Annotated in this window: 14 protein-coding genes and 3 rRNA genes; 12 read left to right on the top strand and 5 right to left on the bottom strand. The window is 63.0% G+C overall.

The window, feature by feature from the left end:
- Positions 1–447: 447 nt before the first annotated feature.
- Both GobsT_RS27915 and GobsT_RS27910 read right to left on the bottom strand, forming a co-directional pair.
- Positions 448–1,761 (bottom strand): DEAD/DEAH box helicase, encoded by a 1,314-nt coding sequence (locus GobsT_RS27915; RefSeq protein WP_010046639.1) that lies wholly within the window; start codon positions 1,759–1,761, stop codon positions 448–450.
- Between the two features lie 73 nt (positions 1,762–1,834).
- On the bottom strand, positions 1,835–2,068 hold the full coding sequence (locus GobsT_RS27910) for a hypothetical protein (protein WP_010046641.1): 234 nt from the start codon (positions 2,066–2,068) through the stop codon (positions 1,835–1,837).
- 482 nt (positions 2,069–2,550) lie between these two features.
- Here GobsT_RS27910 and GobsT_RS38240 point away from each other — a divergent pair, with 482 nt between their 5' ends.
- Together GobsT_RS38240 and GobsT_RS27900 are read left to right on the top strand one after the other, a co-directional pair.
- Positions 2,551–2,853, top strand: a complete 303-nt coding sequence (locus GobsT_RS38240) for a TIGR03000 domain-containing protein (protein WP_010046644.1) — start codon at positions 2,551–2,553, stop codon at positions 2,851–2,853.
- Between the two features lie 180 nt (positions 2,854–3,033).
- Complete coding sequence (locus GobsT_RS27900) at positions 3,034–3,357, top strand: hypothetical protein (RefSeq protein WP_010046648.1); 324 nt, start codon at positions 3,034–3,036, stop codon at positions 3,355–3,357.
- 6 nt (positions 3,358–3,363) lie between these two features.
- Here GobsT_RS27900 and GobsT_RS27895 read toward each other — a convergent pair whose 3' ends face one another.
- On the bottom strand, positions 3,364–4,167 hold the full coding sequence (locus GobsT_RS27895; protein WP_109570818.1) for a PhzF family phenazine biosynthesis protein: 804 nt from the start codon (positions 4,165–4,167) through the stop codon (positions 3,364–3,366).
- A gap of 63 nt (positions 4,168–4,230) precedes the next feature.
- Between GobsT_RS27895 and GobsT_RS27890 the strand changes: the two genes are divergently transcribed.
- The 3 genes from GobsT_RS27890 (at position 4,231) to GobsT_RS27880 (ending at position 8,187) form a co-directional block, all read left to right on the top strand.
- A complete protein-coding gene (locus tag GobsT_RS27890) occupies positions 4,231–7,272 on the top strand; it encodes a PQQ-dependent sugar dehydrogenase (RefSeq protein WP_109570819.1) in 3,042 nt (1,013 codons plus the stop codon).
- A gap of 147 nt (positions 7,273–7,419) precedes the next feature.
- Complete coding sequence (locus tag GobsT_RS27885; protein ID WP_109570820.1) at positions 7,420–7,887, top strand: GNAT family N-acetyltransferase; 468 nt, start codon at positions 7,420–7,422, stop codon at positions 7,885–7,887.
- 6 nt (positions 7,888–7,893) lie between these two features.
- The gene (locus tag GobsT_RS27880; protein WP_109570821.1) at positions 7,894–8,187 is read left to right on the top strand and encodes a hypothetical protein; all 294 of its coding nucleotides are present in this window, start codon (positions 7,894–7,896) and stop codon (positions 8,185–8,187) included.
- Positions 8,188–8,189: 2 nt separating this feature from the next.
- On the opposite strand, the gene GobsT_RS27875 is transcribed toward GobsT_RS27880, so the two are convergent.
- The gene (locus GobsT_RS27875; RefSeq protein ID WP_029601379.1) at positions 8,190–8,945 is read right to left on the bottom strand and encodes a HisA/HisF-related TIM barrel protein; all 756 of its coding nucleotides are present in this window, start codon (positions 8,943–8,945) and stop codon (positions 8,190–8,192) included.
- Between the two features lie 216 nt (positions 8,946–9,161).
- On the opposite strand from GobsT_RS27875, the gene rpsB reads away from it, so the two are divergent.
- The 4 genes from rpsB to GobsT_RS27855 all read left to right on the top strand — a co-directional run bounded on the left by rpsB (position 9,162) and on the right by GobsT_RS27855 (position 11,791).
- A complete protein-coding gene (rpsB, locus tag GobsT_RS27870) occupies positions 9,162–10,046 on the top strand; it encodes a 30S ribosomal protein S2 (protein ID WP_148087896.1) in 885 nt (294 codons plus the stop codon).
- A gap of 130 nt (positions 10,047–10,176) precedes the next feature.
- Entirely contained in the window at positions 10,177–11,031 is an 855-nt protein-coding gene (gene tsf / locus GobsT_RS27865) for a translation elongation factor Ts (RefSeq protein WP_010051069.1), read from the top strand.
- Positions 11,032–11,094: 63 nt separating this feature from the next.
- Complete coding sequence (gene rpsT / locus GobsT_RS27860) at positions 11,095–11,376, top strand: 30S ribosomal protein S20 (RefSeq protein ID WP_010051072.1); 282 nt, start codon at positions 11,095–11,097, stop codon at positions 11,374–11,376.
- A 154-nt stretch (positions 11,377–11,530) separates the two neighbouring features.
- Positions 11,531–11,791 (top strand): ADP-ribosylglycohydrolase family protein, encoded by a 261-nt coding sequence (locus tag GobsT_RS27855; protein WP_010051075.1) that lies wholly within the window; start codon positions 11,531–11,533, stop codon positions 11,789–11,791.
- 91 nt (positions 11,792–11,882) lie between these two features.
- On the opposite strand, the gene purQ is transcribed toward GobsT_RS27855, so the two are convergent.
- Complete coding sequence (gene purQ, locus GobsT_RS27850; protein WP_010051077.1) at positions 11,883–12,659, bottom strand: phosphoribosylformylglycinamidine synthase I; 777 nt, start codon at positions 12,657–12,659, stop codon at positions 11,883–11,885.
- Positions 12,660–13,223: 564 nt separating this feature from the next.
- On the opposite strand from purQ, the gene GobsT_RS27845 reads away from it, so the two are divergent.
- The 3 genes from GobsT_RS27845 to rrf all read left to right on the top strand — a co-directional run bounded on the left by GobsT_RS27845 (position 13,224) and on the right by rrf (position 18,915).
- Positions 13,224–14,722 (top strand): 16S ribosomal RNA (locus GobsT_RS27845).
- 1,240 nt (positions 14,723–15,962) lie between these two features.
- Positions 15,963–18,712 (top strand): 23S ribosomal RNA (locus GobsT_RS27840).
- Between the two features lie 95 nt (positions 18,713–18,807).
- A 5S ribosomal RNA gene (gene rrf, locus GobsT_RS27835) occupies positions 18,808–18,915 on the top strand.
- Together the 16S, 23S and 5S rRNA genes form the textbook arrangement of a ribosomal RNA operon.
- The last annotated feature ends 205 nt before the right edge of the window (positions 18,916–19,120 follow it).

Below are 19,120 nucleotides of genomic sequence, written 5' to 3'. Positions count from 1 at the left end.
GGGCGAGTATTCGATGGCGTGGCGTTCGGCTTGAGACGGAAAATCATCGCACGGGCCCTCCAATGTACAATTGGGAGTGGTGAGGGGGGAGCCTCCGGTGATCGCGTCGCGGTGCAAAAATGGACCGGGCCGCTGGTGCGGGAACAGGGCTCGGCAGGAACACAAAGCGCTCGCGAGCTAGCGCCGTAGGCATTCTGATTGTACGCGATATTTCGGATCGGTTGCGAACAAAAAACTATTCGTGCAGGGGTCGCAATGTGACCCTATATTGTACTGCACAGGAGCTGTAAGTTGTGCGGCGCTCGGCCGATTCGGAACGGTGGCGCGGCCCGCACAACGCTGGCGTGTCGTAGATTCAGCTCAAGTGTGACACCGCCGCGCCCCGAAAGCGACCGCGTGACACGTTCGGGCGAGGTGTGTGGGGACCAATACCCGATCGCCCGGGCGTCACTTTCGCGGACCCGGTCGTGTCGATCCTCCTCCCGACCGTCCCTTCGGCGTGTTACTTCTTTTCGGTTGCGGTTGCCCCTGACCTTGCGGCCGTTTCGGACTTTTCGGCTTGGCACTTTGCGCCGGGCGTGAACCGCCCCCGCCGCGTGGCGGCTTCGCGCCGTTCGGCTGTGGGGGCGGGGCCGCAAGCGTGTAATCGAAGTCCGGGAGGGTGACGCGCGGGAGCCGCTGCCCGACCTGACGTTCGATCCGGGCCAACGAGTCCTCCTCGTCGCGCGAGAACAGGATGAACGCGTCGCCGGTCGCGCCGGCGCGGCCGGTGCGGCCGATCCGGTGGACGTAGTCTTCGGGCACGTCCGGTACGTCCGTGCTGATGACGTGCGTGATGTGGTTCACGTCCAACCCGCGGGCGGCAATGTTGGTCGCCACCATCACCTGGAATTTGCCCTGGCGGAAGCCCTCCATCGCGGCGGTGCGCTGCGACGGGGTACGGTTGCTGTGCAGTTCGGCTACCGTGAAACCGTCCGCGGCCACCTGGCGGGCGATCTTCTTGGCCCCGAACTTGGTCCGCGTGAACACCAGCACCGACGGCATCTCCGTCTCGCGCAGCAGGTGACGGAGCAGGGCGGTTTTGAGGTGCGTGGGAACCGGGTACGCGGCCTGGGTGATGCCCACGGCCGTGGAACTGCGGCGCCCGATCTGAACCACCGCGGGGTTGCGCAGCACCTCGTTGGCGAGCTGGCCGATCACCGGCGGCATCGTTGCGGAGAAGAGCAGCGTGTGCTTCCGCGCCGGCATTCGCGCCATGATCCGTTTCACGTCGGGCAGGAAGCCCATGTCGAACAGGCTGTCGGCCTCGTCGAGGACGAGTGTGGTGGCGCGGTCGAGCTTCGCGACGTTCCGCTGAAGCATGTCGAGCAACCGCCCGGGGGTGGCGACGATGATGTCCACCCCCGCGCGGAAGGCCCGCTCCTGCGGCCCCTCGGGCCGGCCGCCGACCACCAGCGCCGATTGGATCGGCGTGTGCTTCGCGAGGCCCGTACACACGTCCTGAATTTGCTCGGCCAGTTCGCGGGTCGGGGACAGCACCAGGGCGCGCGTTCCGCCGCGCGGCTGGGCGAGCAGCCGGTGCAGGATCGGCAGCAGGAACCCCGCGGTCTTCCCGGTGCCGGTTTGCGCGGTCGCGAGGACGTCGCGGCCTTCAAGGGCCGCCGGGATCGCGCCGGCCTGGACGGGCGTCGGCTCCTGGTACCCGAGGTCCTGGGTGGCGCGGACGATCAGCGGATGAAGACCCAAGGCTTTGAACGGCATCACGGCTCCGAGAACGTCAGGCGGATCGAACGGCCAATATACGCAATGACGGGCGGGGTGAAGCGGGTTTCGATCACTCGGGCCAGTACCACGCCAGCACCAACATGACCAGCACGAGAATTAGAAGGGTCACCGGGAACACCCACAACGGCGGCGGCGGGTGCGGTTTGGCGTCGGCTGTTGCGGCCGGCGGTTCGTCGTCACCGGGGATGCGGTTGCCCAACCCGAACGCGAGCATCACGACCCCGATCAGCCCGAGCGCGACGAACGTCAGGCAGACCGGGAAGCAGGCGAACAGTGGGGACATGGGTGTTTCGGGTGTTGCGCGCGGGACCGGTATCGTGGTACAATATGAACGGCACCCGGCCATGCCGCAGGACGCACCTCCCACCGGGTTCCCGTTGCCGCGTGTGAGGTCTCGTCGTGCTACTCTCTCGTGCCTTTTGGTGCTCCGCTTTGGCCGCTTCGCTCCTCGCGGTTGGACCTGCGTCGGCCGCCCCGCCTCACGGCGGACATCCGGGCGGCGGGCATCCCGGTGGTGCGCCTCACGCGCATGGCGGATACCATACGCATTACGCCGGGCCATACGGATACGGGTATCGTGGCCCTACTGTCGTTCTCGGGTTCGGCTCCGGTTTGGGCTACGGTTACGGCGGTTACGGCGGTTACGGTGGCTACGCATACAACCCCTACGGCTACGGGTTCGGCACGTTTGGCGTACCAGCGATTCCCCGAACATATTCGGTCGGACCGTCGTACCGCGTGCTTCCCGCACCGCCGTTGAATGCTGTGCCCGTTGATCCGGTTCTGGGCGACCCGGCGAACCCTGTGCCGCAACCGCTGCCGGTTCCGGCAACGACGGGCGAAGCGGCGCCCGCGACGATTACGGTCATCGCCTCCGAAGGTGCGACCGTGTCATTTGACGGGATCGACACCAACCAGACCGGGACGCGACACTCGTTTACGACCCGCCCCATTGAGCCGGGGGCTGAAAAGCGGGTCAGCGTTCGTGTCGATGGTCCCGGCGGCCCTGCCACTCTTTCCGTCGGCGTGCGGGCGGGTGAAAAGGCGACCGTGGACATGCGGAAGTGAGTGCGGCACGTTGCGGCAGGTAATCGCCCTCGTCCATCATGAGGGAAGGTACACATGTTCGTTCGGCTTTATTTTCTGTCGCCGCTGACCTTGGCGGCTCTTGTCCCCGTCGTTTCAGCGCAGCCGCCCGGTCACCGCTTCTTCGCCCCGCCGCCGTCGGCTTCGCAGGGATTGGGAAGCATGAGCAACCCGGTTGTACCGCGTCCCCTCGGGTACCACGTCGCGCCTTACGGCGGACTCGGGTACGGGCCGTTCGGCGACCGTACCGGCTACCCCGGGAGCATCTACAACACCTACCGGGGTTCGTATCGGACGCCGACCGTGCTTCCGCCGCTGGTCCTGGAAACTCCGAGCAACGTGCCGTTGCGTGCCGGAAAACTGCCGACCATCGTCGAGTTGTTCCCCGGCACGCCGCAAGTCGTCGCTCCGGTTCCGCGGATGCCGGAACCAGTCCCCCCTGGTCCGGTTGTTCCCGTCGGTGAGGCAAAGGGCGAAGGTAAATGAACCGCGTTACGCCGGCGGGACGAGCAACTCGCCGCGCGTGACCGCGACCGCGCGACCGATCAGTTGCACGCGACCGTTCGTGCGTACCACACGTACCACGCCGCCTCGCTCACTGGCCTGAAAGCCCGTCAAATCTGTCCGATTCAGTTTCCCGCCCCACCACTCTGCCAGGCAGCAATGCGCGGACCCGGTCACCGGGTCTTCGTCGACCCCCACCGCCGGGGCGAAGAACCGCGACACGAAATCGAACGGCGCGTCGTTCGCAGGTGCGGTCACGATCGCCCCACGGCATTCCACTTTTGCGAGCTGCGTGAAGTCGGGGGCCAGCGCCCGCACTTCGGCTGCAGTTGCCAGTTCCACGAGATAGTCGAACTGGTTCCGCGCCACGGCGACCGCTCGCGCACCGAGCGATTCCAGTAACCCCGCGGGCGGGGCGCACGGGGTCGCAGGCTTTGCGGGGAAATCCAGCGCGATTTCCCCGGATGAGAGTCGGCGTGCCTGCAACTCGCCGCTTTTCGTTGTGTGGAACCGTATCACGTCTCGGCCTTCACAGCCTGAGGTCCACAGCACATGGGCGGAGGCCAGCGTCGCGTGCCCGCACAACTCGACTTCGACCTGGGGCGTGAACCACCGTAGCTCGTACTCGGTGCCCTGACGATGCACCAGGAACGCCGTCTCGGACAGGTTCATTTCGCGTGAGACCCGTCGCAGCCATTCGTCCGACGGCCACCCCTTCAGAAGGCACACGGCGGCCGGGTTGCCCGCGAAAGGTGTGTCGGTGAACGCATCGGCTACGGCGAACGGAATCATTGCGAAATCCCTTGTGGGGAAGTGTATACTCGGCCGCGTTGACCAACTCTCCGGAGAGCGACCATGTCTCCCCGCACCTTCGCACGGACGGCGGTTCACGTCACCGGGTTCACTGTCCTCGCCCTGATCGCGCTCGGTTGGCCCACGCGCGCCGCGGACGATAAGGTCGCCCAGCCGAGGGGCGACTCCGCGAAGCGGAAGCCGTGGACCGCGTCGAAGGTTACCGGCAGCCCCGAACCGCCTCCGAAGTTCAGGGCGGTGCGGGCGTTCCCGCAGGTACAAGTCCGCCACCCGGTGTTCTTTGTGCCGTGCCCCGGCACCGACCGCGTCTTCGTCGGCGAGCAAGAAGGCGTCATGTACTCGTTCGCGAACACGCCAGACGCGAAGCGGGAACTGGCCTTCGATTTCGGTAAGGAACTGAAGACGGTCGAGAAGTTGCCCGGTGCCAAGGGTGTGGGTGAATTGTACGGACTGGCGTTCCACCCGGAGTTCGCGAAGAACCGGCACTGCTACGTGTGCTACACGCTGAACCCCAAAACGCCGGCGAAGGACGGGCGGTTCGCGGACGGCTCGCGCGTGTCGCGCTTCAAGGTGACGGACACGAACCCGCCGCGGCTCGACCCCGCGAGCGAGGAAATCGTGCTCACGTTCGTCGGCGGCGGGCACAACGGCGGCGACCTGCACTTCGGTCCGGACGGCTACCTGTACATCTCCACCGGCGACGCCGCGAGCCCGAACCCGCCGGACCCGCTCGGGACCGGCCAGGACTGTTCCGACCTGCTCTCTTCCGTTCTGCGCATCGACATCAACAAGAAGGACGGTGGGAAGAACTACGCGGTTCCCCAAGACAACCCGTTCGTCGGACTGAAGGACGTGCGGCCCGAAATCTGGGCTTTCGGGTTCCGCAACCCGTGGCGCATGAGCTTCGACCGCAAGACCGGTGACCTGTGGGTCGGCGACGTCGGCTGGGAACTGTGGGAGATGGTCCACAAGGTCGAGAAGGGCGGCAACTACGGCTGGAGCATCACGGAGGCGCGCCAGCCGGTGAGGCCCGATCAGAAGATCGGCCCGACGCCGATCCGCGCGCCGGTCATCGAACTTCCGCACACGATCGCGGCGAGCGTGACGGGCGGTTACGTGTACCGCGGGAAGAAGTTCCCCGAACTGGCGGGTGCGTATGTCTTCGGCGACTGGGAGACGCGGCGCGTCTGGGCCGCGCGGTTCGACGGCGGCCGGCTCACGGAAATGCCCGAGATCATGAAGCCGACCGTTCGGCCGTCGGCGTTCGGCCAGGACGCCGACGGAGAGCTTTACATTTGCGACTACGACAGCGGGGCGATTTACACCCTCGAACGCAACACGAGCAACGCCGCCAACACGCAGTTCCCGACCCGGCTGAGTGAAACGGGCGTGTTTGCCGACGTGAAGAAGCTCGAACCCGCCGAAGGGGTGATTCCCTTCTACGTCAACGGTCGCCAGTGGCAGGACGGGGCTACCGCGGACTATCTGCTTGCTCTGCCGGGGCTCTCGACGGTGTCGTTTTTCGAGAAGCCGCGGCCGCTTCCGGGGCAGGTGTTCTGGCACAACTTCGCGATGCGGTTTCCGAAGGACGCCGTGCTCGTGAAGACGCTCACGCTCGACGTGCTGGGCGAAAAGAACCTGGTCGAAACGCGGGCGGAGACGCAACTCCTGCACTTCGACGGGGAGGACTGGCGCGGGTACACCTACGCCTGGCGCGACGACCAGTCCGACGCCGACCTCGTGCCCGCGGAGGGCGGCGAGAAGGTGTTTACGGTCGCGACCGGTGGCAAGACCGAGAAGGGGGCGTGGGCGGCGGTCGGCAAGCGTGAGCAAATGTGGACGTTCCACAGCCGGGCGCAGTGCCTGAGCTGCCACAACGCGTGGTCCGAATACTCGCTGGCGTTCAACATTCGGCAACTCAACCGCGCTCCGCTGTTCGGCGGTGAGAAGGCCACGAACCAACTGGTGCATCTCACTACCGAGGGGTACGCCCACCGCATCGGCGACAACGAGCACGTACTGCCGCCGTTCAGCGCCGCGTCGGTGAAGAAGGAGCCGGCCCTGGTGCCGCTCCAGGCCGACGGCACGCTCGACGCGAAGGCACGCAGCTACCTGCACGTCAACTGCGCGCACTGCCACCGGTTCGGCGGGGGCGGCGGTCAGGTGGTGCTGGAACTGGACGCCGCAAAGCCGCTCCGGGAAACGGGCATCTTCGACGTGCGGCCCCGGCAGGGCGATTTCGGTTTGCCGGACGCGCGCATCGTGGCGCCGGGCGACCCGTACCGCAGCGTGCTGTTTTACCGGATGGCGAAGTTCGGCCGCGGGCGGATGCCGCACCTCGGGTCCGAGTTCCCGCACGCGCACGCGCTCGACCTGGTCGGGAAGTGGATCGCGTCACTTTCGAGCCCGCCGAAGGACTGGACGTTTCCGAACCCGGACCTCACCCGGCCCGAGAAGGCGTATGTGACTTTCGGTGAGGCGTGGCCGTTCGCCCGGGCGCTCGCGCTGGGCAAGATCGATGACAAAATTGCGGACGATCTGCCGCCCCTGGTTGCGAAGCACGGTACGCCGCTCGTGCGCGACCTGTTCGAGGGGCACACGCCCGCGGCTCCCGGCGCGCGAAAGCTGGGGGCGAACCCACGGCCCGCTTCCGTCCTCACGTTGAAAGGCGACCCGCAGAAGGGGGCGGCGCTGTTCGCCAACAAGGAAATGAAGTGCGCGAACTGCCACAAGATCGGGAACACGGGCGGCGCGGTGGGGCCGGATCTGACGACGATCGGTAAGGTTCGCACGCGTTCGGAACTGCTCGACAGCTTGTTGAACCCGTCGGCGAAGGTCGAGCCACAGTTCGCGACGTACAACGTCCGCACGAAGGACGAGAAAACGTACACCGGCGTTCTGGTGAAGCGCGACGAGAAGCAACTGGTTCTTCGCGACGCCGAGAACAAGGAAATCGCGATCGCGGGCGACGAGGTCGAAAGCGTGCGGCCGTCGCGCCTGTCGCTGATGCCCGACGGGCTGCTGAGTGCGCTCACCCCACAGGACGCCGCCGACCTGTTGGAGTACCTTGCGACCCGCAGGTGACGACTTCACTCAGCGGGCTCGCCCTCTTGAACTCGCGCGCGGGCCTCCGCGCCTGTTTCTTCGGGCACGTTGTTCGGTGGACGAACACTCGATATACGCACCGCGGTAGTTCAGTGGGCCGGAGACCCGCGTCCCAGAAAGGTATCCATGATCCGTTCCGCCACTCCCGCCGACTTACCCACGATTGTGAATCTGATCCGTGGGCTCGCCGAGTACGAAAAGCTCGCCCACGCGGTCACACTGAGCGAAGCCGATCTCCACGCGCACCTGTTCGGCCCGCGCCCATACGCCGAGGTGTTACTTGCCGAGGACGCCGGTGCGGTGGTGGGGTTCGCGCTGTTCTTCCACAACTACTCGACGTTCCGCGGCAAACCCGGCATCTACCTGGAAGACCTGTTTGTGGTCCCCGAGGCCCGCGGGCGGGGGCACGGCAAGGCGCTGCTGGTCGCGCTCGCGAAACTGGCCGTCGCGCGCGACTGCGCCCGGGTGGAGTGGTCGGTGCTGAACTGGAACGAGCCGTCGATCCAGTTCTACAAGTCGCTCGGTGCGGTACCGATGCACGAATGGACCGTCTACCGCCTCACCGACGCCGCGCTCACGAAACTGGCGGAGTGAGCACCCATGTCCCCTCCGCCTTTGCTCGACGGCGCACGTGTACTGTGGTGGGCATGGGCCGGGGACGTTCCTTTCGGTCAACTGCCCGGGGCCGAAGGGGATAACCGTTTCGTCTACGGGTTTGCGGTGTGCCGATATGATGGTGGGCGCTGGTACCGGTTCACCTGCAACAAACATTGGGAAGTGGTGCAGGACATGGATCACGACGACGAGGAAGAAGCGAAAGCCGATATCCCGACTCAGTACGATGCCAGCCGCGTTGCGTGGCATCACGTCAGTACTTCCGAAGATGCCCGGTAGAGTTACGCTGTAGGGCTCGGGAGAACCAACGTTCCCTCGTGCAGTGCCGACGCGACCAACACACCCGTCGCGCCGGCTTTGCCCAGACGCTCAACGTCGGACCAGGTACGAACGCCCCCGCCGGCGATCAGATCGAGGTCGGGAAACTCGGCACGAATCACACGGACTAATTCGTCCGTTCCGGCACCGGTTCCCGTGCCGACGCGGGCGAGGTCCAGCACGATGAGCGTGCGCACACCCATATCGACGACGCGGCGGGTCAGGGCCAGGGCGTCGCGGTCACCTGCCAACCCCCACGCGCGCCAGTTTCCGAGTAACTGACCGTTCCGGAGATCGAGCGAAAACGCAACAGGCCGTTGCCGCGGTTCCAGCAGTGCTTCCGCCAGAACTTCGGGCACGCGGCACGTCTCGAAGCCCACCACCGGGCGCAGGTTCTGGTGTGGCGGCCAATCGAGCACGTCCCTCCGTCCCGTGCCGGCGTCCAACCACACGGGGACCGCGCACGCCTCCATCAGGGCTTCGACGGAAGGGGTTACACGGGCAGACCCGGTGATCGCGTCGAGATCCGCAACATACAGCTCGCCTGCTCCCACGCTTCGCAACAGTGCCTGTGCGATGTCCGTCGGGACCGTGCTGGGGGTCAGTGGGGATCGGACGGGGCGATAGTTTTTGCGGTCCCCGCCGACGGCGCGCACGACCACACCGTTCATCACGTCAAGGACGGGAATGAGCCGCGGTCGCTGGGGTGGTTCGGACATCGGTCCCGGGAAAGCGCGGAAGTGGATTGGACGATATTTCTGTGCCAGTTATACTACGAGCTTCCGGGTTGTTCCACGTGGGCTACCGCCACGCGCCCGACCCGAAGCGTACCGCCCCAGAAACCGTGTTGGGGGCGAATCTTTCCTCGGCTTGGGGGATGTGCTCGTCATGCTGAACACTCGCGTGATCGGTGCGAAGTCCTCGAAGGAGTTCCCGTGGCTCTCGTAGACGTGAAAGTGCTGCTCGAAGCGGGCGTCCATTACGGTCACCGGGCCAGCCGGTGGAACCCGAAGATGCGCCCCTACATCTATGGCAAGCGCAACCTGATTCACATCATCGACCTGCGCGAAACCGTGCGCGGGCTGCTCCGCGCCTACCGCTACCTCTCTCAGGTGGTAGGCAAGGGCGGGCTGGTGATGTTCGTCGGCACCAAGCGGCAGGCGAAGGAGATCGTTGAGCGGGAGGCGCAGCGCTGCGGCATGCCTTTCGTCAGCGAGCGCTGGCTGGGCGGCACCCTCACGAACTACCGGACCATCCGCAACCGCCTCAAGCGGCTCCAGGAACTCGAAGCGATGTGGCTCCCGCAAGGGGAGAACCCGAACCGCGTCGACCTGAACTCGCACATCGCCTCCATGATGACGGAAGCGGGCAAGCTCGACCCCGCGCTCGCGCCGGACACGGCCGACATCCTGACGCACTCCAAGAAGATGATCTCGACCTTGAGCCGCGAGCTGCTCAAGATCCGCCGCAACCTGATGGGCATCCGCGACATGATCAAGCCGCCCGACGCGCTGGTCATCGTCGGCCCCAACAAGGAACACATCGCGGTGAAGGAAGCGAAGCGCATGGGGGTCACCACCATCGCGCTGATCGACACCGACTCGGACCCGGACCCCGTCGACCTGCCGATCCCGGGCAACGACGACAGCATCCGCTCGATCGAGGTGGTTCTCGCGAAGCTGGCCGACGCCTGCCTTGAGGGCCGCGCGGCGCTGCCGCCGGAGCAGCAGGGTTTGCCGAAGCGCGCCCCGCAGCCGCCCCGGCAGCAACCCCAACAGCCCCCGACCGACACGAACCCCGCCCCCGCCGGCGCGGTCTGATTCAACCGTTCCGAGTTCCGAGTTGTTCCCCCCGGTTGCGTCCGCCTCGCTGTTTGGGCAGCGGACACTAGCTGGGTTTGTGGATAACTTGGAACTTGGAACACTGACTTTGGAACTTCGGAGATTAGCGATGGCGGCCGTGACCCCGCAGATGGTGAAACAACTCCGCGACCGTACCGACCAGCCGATGGGTCTGTGCAAGCAGGCGCTCGACGAGAGCACCGGCGACATGGAGAAGGCCATCGAGTGGCTGCAAAAGCAGAACTCGAAGATGACCGCCAAGCGGGAAGGCAACGAAACGGCCGAGGGCCGGATCGGCGTGTTCGCGGACAACGCCGCAAAGGTCGCCGCGATCGTCGAGATGCGGTGCGAGAGCGCCCCGTCGGCCAAGAGCGACCAGTTCGTCGCGCTGACCGCCGACCTCGCGAAGGCGGCCGCGGCGACCAAAACCGCCGACGTGGCGTCGCTGCTGGTCGAACCGCTCGGCGGCGGGACCGTGCAGACGCGGATCGAGGCGGTGGTCGGCGTGATCCGCGAGAAGATGGTGTTGCACCGCTTCCAGAAGCTCGACGGCGGCGTGTACGGCGGGTACGTCCACCACGACGGCAGCGTCGGCGTCGTCATCGAGTGCAAGGGCGAGACCGCCAACGACGAACTGCTCCGCGACGTGGCCGCCCACATCGCGGCGCTCAACCCGCCCTACGCCGTCACGAGCGACGTCCCCGCGGACGTGGTCGAGAAGGAAAAGGGGTTGGTCAAGGCCGACATGGACGCCGACCCGAAAAACGCGGGCAAGCCCGCCAACATCCTGGAAAAGATCGCGGAAGGTAAGCTCCGCACCCGGCTGTCGGAAATCGTCCTCAGCGAGCAGCCGATGGCCAACTCCGGCAAGTACCCGAACACCAGCGTGGGCGCCGCGCTGAAGAAGGCCGGTCTGGAACCGGTCCGGTTCGTCCGCTTCAAGGTCGGCGCCGTGGCTCTGTAACCGAGAATCGCCCCGCGCCGGCAACGGCGCGGGGCTTAACCATTCACCAAGGGTTGGGTTTTAATGCCGCACACAGCTAGCGCGTGGAAACGCCTCCGCAAAGCCGAAAAGCGCCGCCGCCAGAACCGGCTCGCCGCGAAGAAGATCAAGACCCAGCGCAAGGAAGTCACCACTGCGCTCGCCGGCACCGACGCCGCAAAAGTCGTGACTGAGGTGAAGAACACCCAGATCATGCTCGATCGCATGGCCGCCAAAGGGTACATTCACAAGAACAAGGCCGCGCGTCTGAAGTCGCGTTTGGTTAAGCGGCAGCGGGCCGCCGCGAGCAAGCCCGCCGCGAAGTAAACGCCCGCGTCACCGCGGTAGCCGTTCAGCCCGCCGTTCGGCGGGCTTTCTGCATTTGCGGTCGCAATGGCTCGCTGCAATCGTTTTTGAGAGCAGTATTCTCATTTCTATCGCGATCCGAGCGAGAACCCGTGCTGATCCGCCGAGACCTGCCATGATCTGGGCCGTCGCGCCACTGCTCGCCGTCGCCTTACTCACAACCGTTGCGGCGATGGCCGGCTCGCTCGTCGGCGCGTTTGCGGGAGCAGGGGCGATTCCGCCGGCCTTACTCGCCAAGCTCGAAAACGGACCGGCGAAGGGAAGGACGCACATCCAGGATTTGGCGGACCGGCTGTACACGCAGTTCGAGCGGATCCGAGGTCGTCTCAACCGCACGTCTGAAGGTGCGGCTGAGAATCAGGAGCCGAGCGACTGACGGCTAATCAGGGTGGGCGGCAGCCAGTCGGCTTTACTACCGCCGGTGCCGCTTGTCGGAAGGGGGGCGATGCGTCGCGACCGTGCTTGGCTCAGTCTTTGAAAAACTCAACCGCGTTACGGAAGATGGCGAGGCCATCACCTTCGGACTTCAGCCCGCGACGCGTCCACTGCGGGTGCTGGGTCGGGAAAAGGTGCCGGTCGGGGTGCGGCATTAGCCCCAAAGCTCGCCCGGTGGTGTCACAAATCCCGGCGATGTCGTCCTGGGCACCGTTCGGGTTGATGGGGTAGCCGCCGCGGATTCCGTGTTGGTCAACGTACCGCAATACCACCTGACCGGATTGCTCTAACCCTTTCGCAATCCATTCTTTCCGACACATAAACCGCCCTTCACCGTGGCCGACGGGTAGGTGAATCTGTTCCACGCCCTTCAGGAAGGGGCACTTCCCCGGTGTGGCCCGGAGGTGAATCCAGCGATCCTCGTAGTGTCCGGAGTCATTATTCGTAAGCGTCGCAATCGGACCTTCTTCCTCGTCCACCGGCATCAGCAGCCCGGCCTTCAGCATCACCTGGAAGCCGTTACAGATACCGAGAATGAGCTTCTCCTGATCGCGGAACTCCCGCATCGCGTCGCTGAGGAAGTGCTGAAGGTACAGAGCTTGAATCTTCCCGGCGCCGACATCGTCGCCGTAAGAGAACCCGCCGGGCAGCACGAGAATCTGGTGGTCGCGAAGGGCCTTCGGGTTCTCGCGGAGGGCGTTCAGATGCAAACGAGTGGAGGGCGCGCCGACCATCTCGAATGCGGTCTGGACCTCGTGATCGCAGTTGGTCCCGGGTGCCCGAAGGATCAGTGCGTGTGGAGTGGCCATGATGAAATGTCCGCGAAGGGGCGCCCTTTATGCTTGACCCGCGCATGTGGCGGGGACAAGATCGTTGTAACGTCTGGGCTCACTTCCATCTAGTGAGCCCGATGGAATGGCCGGTGGCGTGGCAAATCACGCATCGCTGCCGGAAGTGGGGCGGATAGGGCACGACTTCTGAACACGCTAAACCCTTGTCTGCCAAGGGTTCTGGATCACGTTCCCATTTTTTTTGCCCAGCGCGTTGACACCCCCCACCCTGGCTCTTATCATTCCGTTACCACTGCACCGCGGTGGTGAATGAGACGCGAAGACAAGACGAGGCCTGACGGCTGAATTGAGTCTCGCCGATTAGTTTCGATCTTTGACAAGTGGGTGCGTGAGATCTGTTTGAGGTGGGTTAACGCCGTTGAGTGGGTGTTAACTCCATCTCGGATCGAATCACAACGAACGGGCTTCACCGCGAGGTGGGGTGCGTGCGGTGTGGTGCGGTCCAAGACTGAAGTCGACACCGAACAACGGCCGGATTGAACTCGACCAAGTCGCTGCCGGGTGACTGGCAGTGCGAAAATTAACTTGAAGGGTTTGATTCTGGCTCAGAACGAACGTTGGCGGCATGGATTAGGCATGCAAGTCGGGGGAATCCCGCAAGGGGGAACCGGCGTAAGGGGCAGTAAGGCATGGGTACCTACCCGGGGGTTCGGGATAGCCATCAGAGATGGTGGGTAATACCGGATGACCTCGTGAGAGCAAAGATTCATCGCCCCCGGAGGGGCCCATGTGATATTAGCTAGTTGGTGGGGTAACGGCCCACCAAGGCGAAGATGTCTAGCGGGTGTGAGAGCACGACCCGCGCCACTCGCACTGAGACACTGGCGAGACACCTACGGGTGGCTGCAGTCGAGGATCTTCGGCAATGGGGGCAACCCTGACCGAGCGATGCCGCGTGCGCGATGAAGGCCTTCGGGTTGTAAAGCGCTTTAGTGGGGGAGAAAAGCCGAGAGGTGTGATCTATCCCAAAAATAAGCTCGGGCTAAGTTCGTGCCAGCAGCCGCGGTAAGACGAACCGAGCGAACGTTGTTCGGAATCACTGGGCTTAAAGGGCGCGTAGGCGGGCTATCAAGTCTGGGGTGAAATGCCGCGGCTCAACCGCGGAACGGCCTCAGATACTGACGGCCTGGAGGGAGGTAGGGGCATGTGGAACTGTAGGTGGAGCGGTGAAATGCGTTGATATCTACAGGAACTCCGGTGGCGAAAGCGACGTGCTGGACCTCTTCTGACGCTGAGGCGCGAAAGCTAGGGGAGCAAACGGGATTAGATACCCCGGTAGTCCTAGCCCTAAACGATGGGTACTAGATAGTAGACCAGATATGGGTTTACTGTCGAAGTTAAAATGCTAAGTACCCCGCCTGGGGAGTATGGTCGCAAGGCTGAAACTCAAAGAAATTGACGGGGGCTCACACAAGCGGTGGAGCATGTGGCTTAATTCGAGGCTACGCGAAGAACCTTATCCTGGACTTGACATGTGCGAAAGCGCTCGGCAGTAGGACCCGGAAACGGGAACGGACCCCAGCAATGGGGGGACCGAGCACAGGTGCTGCATGGCTGTCGTCAGCTCGTGTCGTGAGATGTCGGGTTAAGTCCCATAACGAGCGAAACCCTTACCTTTAGTTGCGACCCACAAGGGCACTCTAGAGGGACTGCCGGTGTCAAACCGGAGGAAGGCGGGGATGACGTCAAGTCCTCATGGCCTTTATGTCCAGGGCTGCACACGTGCTACAATGGTGTACACAGAGTGAAGCGACTCTGCGAAGAGGAGCCAATCACAGAAATTACACCCCAGTTCAGATCGCAGGCTGCAACTCGCCTGCGTGAAGCCGGAATCGCTAGTAATCGCGGGTCAGCAACACCGCGGTGAATGTGTTCCTGAGCCTTGTACACACCGCCCGTCAAGCCACGAAAGAGAGGGACGTCCGAAGCCACCTTCACCGGTGTCGAAGACGGACTTCTTGATTGGGACTAAGTCGTAACAAGGTAACCGTAGGGGAACCTGCGGTTGGATCACCTCCTTTCTAAGGATACTGACACACAGGTCGTGTGGCTCGAGCACCACCGACCACATATCACCCCGCCTCACACAGAACACACGCACCCACTTGCCAACGATATACCCGCGACCCCGGCGCAGAAATGCACCGGGGTCGCGGCTTTTTGCCGCTTACACTTCTACACTTCCCGCCACTTCCGACGGCTCGCCTGTGGCCTGTGTTTTCTGTGAACCTATGCCTGTCACGCAGCGAGATCGAGGCACCGCTGTGCGAGGCTGCGAATCCGTGCCTGGTTGTGATGCTGGTCCGCAATGGCCTGGATTTCCTCGACTGGTAGCTCCCGCCGCCAGGCCCGGTTCTTGTCCGCGTGGCTCGGGCAGCGGATGGCATTGTCCTCGTGGGTCGATGCTCGATAGGCAACCAAGTCCTTTGCCTCCTGGTTCCAGGTCCATGCTTCGGTCTGAGTCGCGTTCCACTTGCACGGATAGAAACACTGCACGTTCGAGGCGCTTCTCGGGCCTGCTGGTGGTCCGCTCCTGCGACCTGTTTGAGGTCCCAAAAGCACGTTTCCAACGGAAACGGTCGGCTACCAGGGCCGGGATGTCGGCGTGATGCCGGTCCGGTTCCGAGATGGGGCTTGGCGAACGGCTGCCGGGGCCCTATACCTCAATCTTCCCCACGATTGCGGACGCATCGTGCCGCGAAAGTGACGGGCAGACATGCCCGCACGTGTTAGTTATTTGATGTTCGAGACTGGTTCGCGAGTCGGAAAGAAAAGTGATGGGACGGGTTGACGGATGGGGCTCGCGAGCTAAGATGATCGGAGTGACGCAAACGCAACGCGGGTAACGAGTTGCGACGCGAAAAGTTGGTTCGGATCGCTCGACAGGGCGGCCGAATCACTAGGGTTCCGGAAGCGGCTCGCGAGAGCGGCGGACGGGGCTCAACAAGCCGGTAAGACGGCCAGTGGCAGGTGGTGTGACCTCCTGCCGAGACGGTCTTTGACAACGTGGTGAAGCAAGTTAAGTTGCATCTTCGTCGGTGCCGCTTGCGGGTCGTCTGGGTGTGGCGTCGCTCCTTCGGGTGCGGGGTCGGGTCCGGCGGGTTGCGGGTGGCGGCGATCAGTGACAAGACGAGACACGAGCCTTAGAAGTGGTTGAGATAATCGTCACCCGTGGCACATATCGGTGCCACGGGTGACACTAGTGGTGATGCTCGACGAACGGTACCCGCTTGCCGGCGGGTGCGGTGGTCTGGGCAGTGCGGCCAAGCTAGTAAGGGCGTGTGGGGGATGTCTTGGCACCAGGAGGCGAAAGGGCGTGGAAGACTGCGAAAAGTCCGGGGGAGTTGTCAAACGAACTTTGATCCCGGAATACCCGAGCGAACGCAGGGAACTGAAACATCTCAGTACCTGTAGGAGGAGAAAGAAACCTCGATTCCGTCAGTAGCGGCGAGCGAACGCGGAGCAGCCCAAACCGGGGGTAACACCCCGGGGTTGTAGGACCACGTTTAGGATCCATGAGTCCAAGCTGAAGCGTCTGGAATGACGCGCCGCAGGGGGTGAAAGTCCCGTAAGCGACTGGACGAGTGGCCGAGTGGTATCCTGAGTAGGACTCAACACGTGAAAGTGAGTCCGAAGCGGCGGGGTCCATCCCGCAAGGCTAAATACTCCCTGGTGACCGATAGCGTAGAGTAGCGCGAGCGAACGATGGGAAGAACCCCGACAAGGGGAGGACACTGAACCTGAAACCACATGCCTACAAGCGATCGGAGCCCTATGCGTCAGCAGGGTGACGGTGTGCCTTTTGCATAATGATCCGGCGACTTACCGTAACCAGCGAGGTTAAGGGCCTTTGGTCCGGAGCCGAAGCGAAAGCGAGTCTTAAACGGGCGTCAAGTTGGGTGCGGTAGACGCGAAACCACGTGACCTACGCATGGCCAGGATGAAGTGGGGGTACAACCCCATGGAGGACCGAACTCATTTGGGTTGAAAACCGATGGGATGAGCTGTGTGGGGGAGTGAAAGTCTAATCAAACGTGGAGATAGCTCGTTCTCTCCGAAATAACTTTAGGGTTAGCGTTCGGATAGTTGGCCGTGGGGGTAGAGCGACTGATTGCGAACGGGGGCCTACCCGGCTACCCGTCGCAGCCAAACTCCGAATACCGCGGTTCAAGTCCGGGCAGCTAGACGGTGGGGGATAATCTTCATCGTCGAGAGGGGAACAGCCCAGATCGCCCGCTAAGGTCCCAGAGTCGTGCTCAGTGCGAAAGGAAGTTGGGCTCCGGAGACAGCCAGGATGTTGGCTTAGAAGCAGCCACCATTTAAACAACGCGTAATAGCGGACTGGTCGAGGAGCCCTGCGTCGATAATGAACGGGACTCAAGCACGACACCGAAGCGGCGGGTGCAGCGATGCACGGTAGGAGAGCGTTGGGTGTGCGGCGAAGCGGTACGGGCAACGATCCGTGGAGCGCACCCAAGTGATTATGCCGGAATGAGTAGACGATAAAACGGGTGAGAATCCCGTTCGCCGTAAGCCTAAGGGTTCCTGGGGAAGGTAAATCCGCCCAGGGTTAGCCGGTGCCTAAGGCGAGGCCGAAAGGCGTAGCCGATGGGGAGCAGGTTAATACTCCTGCGCTCCTCGCGTAACACGGGACGCCGGTCCGAAGCAGTGTAGGCTAATTAGATTGCCTCAGGGCGCTTATGATCCCGATATCTGCTGAGGGCCGGCCGAGAAAACCGCGCGAGAAACCGTACTAAAACCGACACAGGTAGGCGAGATGAGTATTCTAAGGCGCTCGAGAGAACGCTCGTGAAGGAACTCTGCAAGTTAAACCCGTAACTTCGGGAAAAGGGTTGCCCACGCGAGTGGGCCGCAGTGAAAAGGTTCTGGCGACTGTTTACTAAAAACACAGGTCTGTGCGAAGGCGTAAGCCGCGGTATACAGACTGACGCCTGCCCGGTGCTGGTAAGTTAAGGGAGAGGGTTAGCCGCAAGGCGAAGCTCGCAACCGAAGCTCCAGTAAACGGCGGCCGTAACTATGACGGTCCTAAGGTAGCGAAGTTCCTTGTCGGGTAAGTTCCGACCTGCATGAATGGCGTAACGACCGGAACACTGTCTCCACGAGCGACTCGGTGAAATTGTAGTTGTCGTGAAGATGCGACATACCCGCAGCTAGACGGAAAGACCCCGTGAACCTTAACTGCAGCTTGGTATTGGGTTTAGACCCAGCATGCGTAGCGTAGGTGGGAGGCTATGAGCGGCGCATCTCGGTGCGCCGGGAGCCAACGATGAAACACCACCCTTGCTGTGTTTGAATTCTAACCCGTCGTGTGGAACGACAGGGACCGTGCTAAGTGGGCAGTTTGATTGGGGCGATCTCCTCCTAAACGGTAACGGAGGAGTGCAACGGTACCCTCAGCCCGGTTGGCAATCGGGCATCGAGCGTAAAGGTATAAGGGTGCTTGACTGCGAGCCCGATGGGGCGAGCAGGGACGAAAGTCGGCCTTAGTGATCCGGTGGTCCCGGATGGAAGGGCCATCGCTCAACAGATAAAAGGTACTCCGGGGATAACAGGCTTATCTCCTCTGAGCGTTCATAGCGGCGAGGAGGTTTGGCACCTCGATGTCGGCTCATCACATCCTGGGGGTGGAGAAGCTCCCAAGGGTTCGGCTGTTCGCCGATGAAAGTGGTACGTGAGCTGGGTTTAGACCGTCGTGAGACAGGTCGGTCCCTATCTGCTGTGGGCGGAGGATACTTGCGGGGCTTTCTCCCTAGTACGAGAGGACTGGGAGGGACACACCGCTGATGTTCCAGTTGTGGCGCTAGCCGCACCGCTGGGTAGTCACGTGTGGACGGGATAAACGCTGAAGGCATATAAGCGTGAAACTTCCCCCTAGATCAGGTATCCCGCGCGAGCGAAGGCTCCTCGTAGACCACGAGGTCGATAGGCCGGACGTGTACGCGTGGCAACACGCTCAGCTAACCGGTACTAACAGCCGACCGCTTGGCCGCACTCCCCACTCCACCGCCCGTGTCTCGAACACATGCGACTTGACGCTTCACCACGTTGTACCGATACACCGTCGGGGTAACCCGACACGAACCATGCCGGTGACCATACCCAAACGGAAACACCCGTTCCCATTCCGAACACGGCCGTGAAACGTTTGAGGCCGATGGTAGTGCGTCCAGCGCGAGAGTAGGTATCGCCGGCTACTGTACAATCGATCGACGCCTCTGGACGAGAGGGCCGATCGCCAATACACTCTGATGAGGAGTGGCTTGCTCGACCGGTCAAACGGTTGAGCCGAGTGCTGATCTTTGACAAGTGGGTGCGTGAGATCTGTTTGAGGTGGGTTAACGCCGTTGAGTAGGTGTTAACTCCATCTCGGATCGGATCACAACGAACGAGCTCCGCCG

The sequence above is a fragment of the Gemmata obscuriglobus genome, from assembly GCF_008065095.1.
GTDB lineage: Bacteria > Planctomycetota > Planctomycetia > Gemmatales > Gemmataceae > Gemmata > Gemmata obscuriglobus.
This window is presented reverse-complemented; position numbering and strand designations above follow the sequence as displayed.

Coding starts and splice junctions, on each gene's coding strand:
- GobsT_RS27915 (WP_010046639.1), bottom strand. CDS start 1,761: ATGCCGTTCAAAGCCTTGGGTCTTCATCCGCTGATCGTCCGCGCCACC.
- GobsT_RS27910 (WP_010046641.1), bottom strand. CDS start 2,068: ATGTCCCCACTGTTCGCCTGCTTCCCGGTCTGCCTGACGTTCGTCGCG.
- GobsT_RS27900 (WP_010046648.1), top strand. CDS start 3,034: ATGAGCAACCCGGTTGTACCGCGTCCCCTCGGGTACCACGTCGCGCCT.
- GobsT_RS27895 (WP_109570818.1), bottom strand. CDS start 4,167: ATGATTCCGTTCGCCGTAGCCGATGCGTTCACCGACACACCTTTCGCG.
- GobsT_RS27890 (WP_109570819.1), top strand. CDS start 4,231: ATGTCTCCCCGCACCTTCGCACGGACGGCGGTTCACGTCACCGGGTTC.
- GobsT_RS27885 (WP_109570820.1), top strand. CDS start 7,420: ATGATCCGTTCCGCCACTCCCGCCGACTTACCCACGATTGTGAATCTG.
- GobsT_RS27880 (WP_109570821.1), top strand. CDS start 7,894: ATGTCCCCTCCGCCTTTGCTCGACGGCGCACGTGTACTGTGGTGGGCA.
- GobsT_RS27875 (WP_029601379.1), bottom strand. CDS start 8,945: ATGTCCGAACCACCCCAGCGACCGCGGCTCATTCCCGTCCTTGACGTG.
- tsf (WP_010051069.1), top strand. CDS start 10,177: ATGGCGGCCGTGACCCCGCAGATGGTGAAACAACTCCGCGACCGTACC.
- rpsT (WP_010051072.1), top strand. CDS start 11,095: ATGCCGCACACAGCTAGCGCGTGGAAACGCCTCCGCAAAGCCGAAAAG.
- GobsT_RS27855 (WP_010051075.1), top strand. CDS start 11,531: ATGATCTGGGCCGTCGCGCCACTGCTCGCCGTCGCCTTACTCACAACC.
- purQ (WP_010051077.1), bottom strand. CDS start 12,659: ATGGCCACTCCACACGCACTGATCCTTCGGGCACCCGGGACCAACTGC.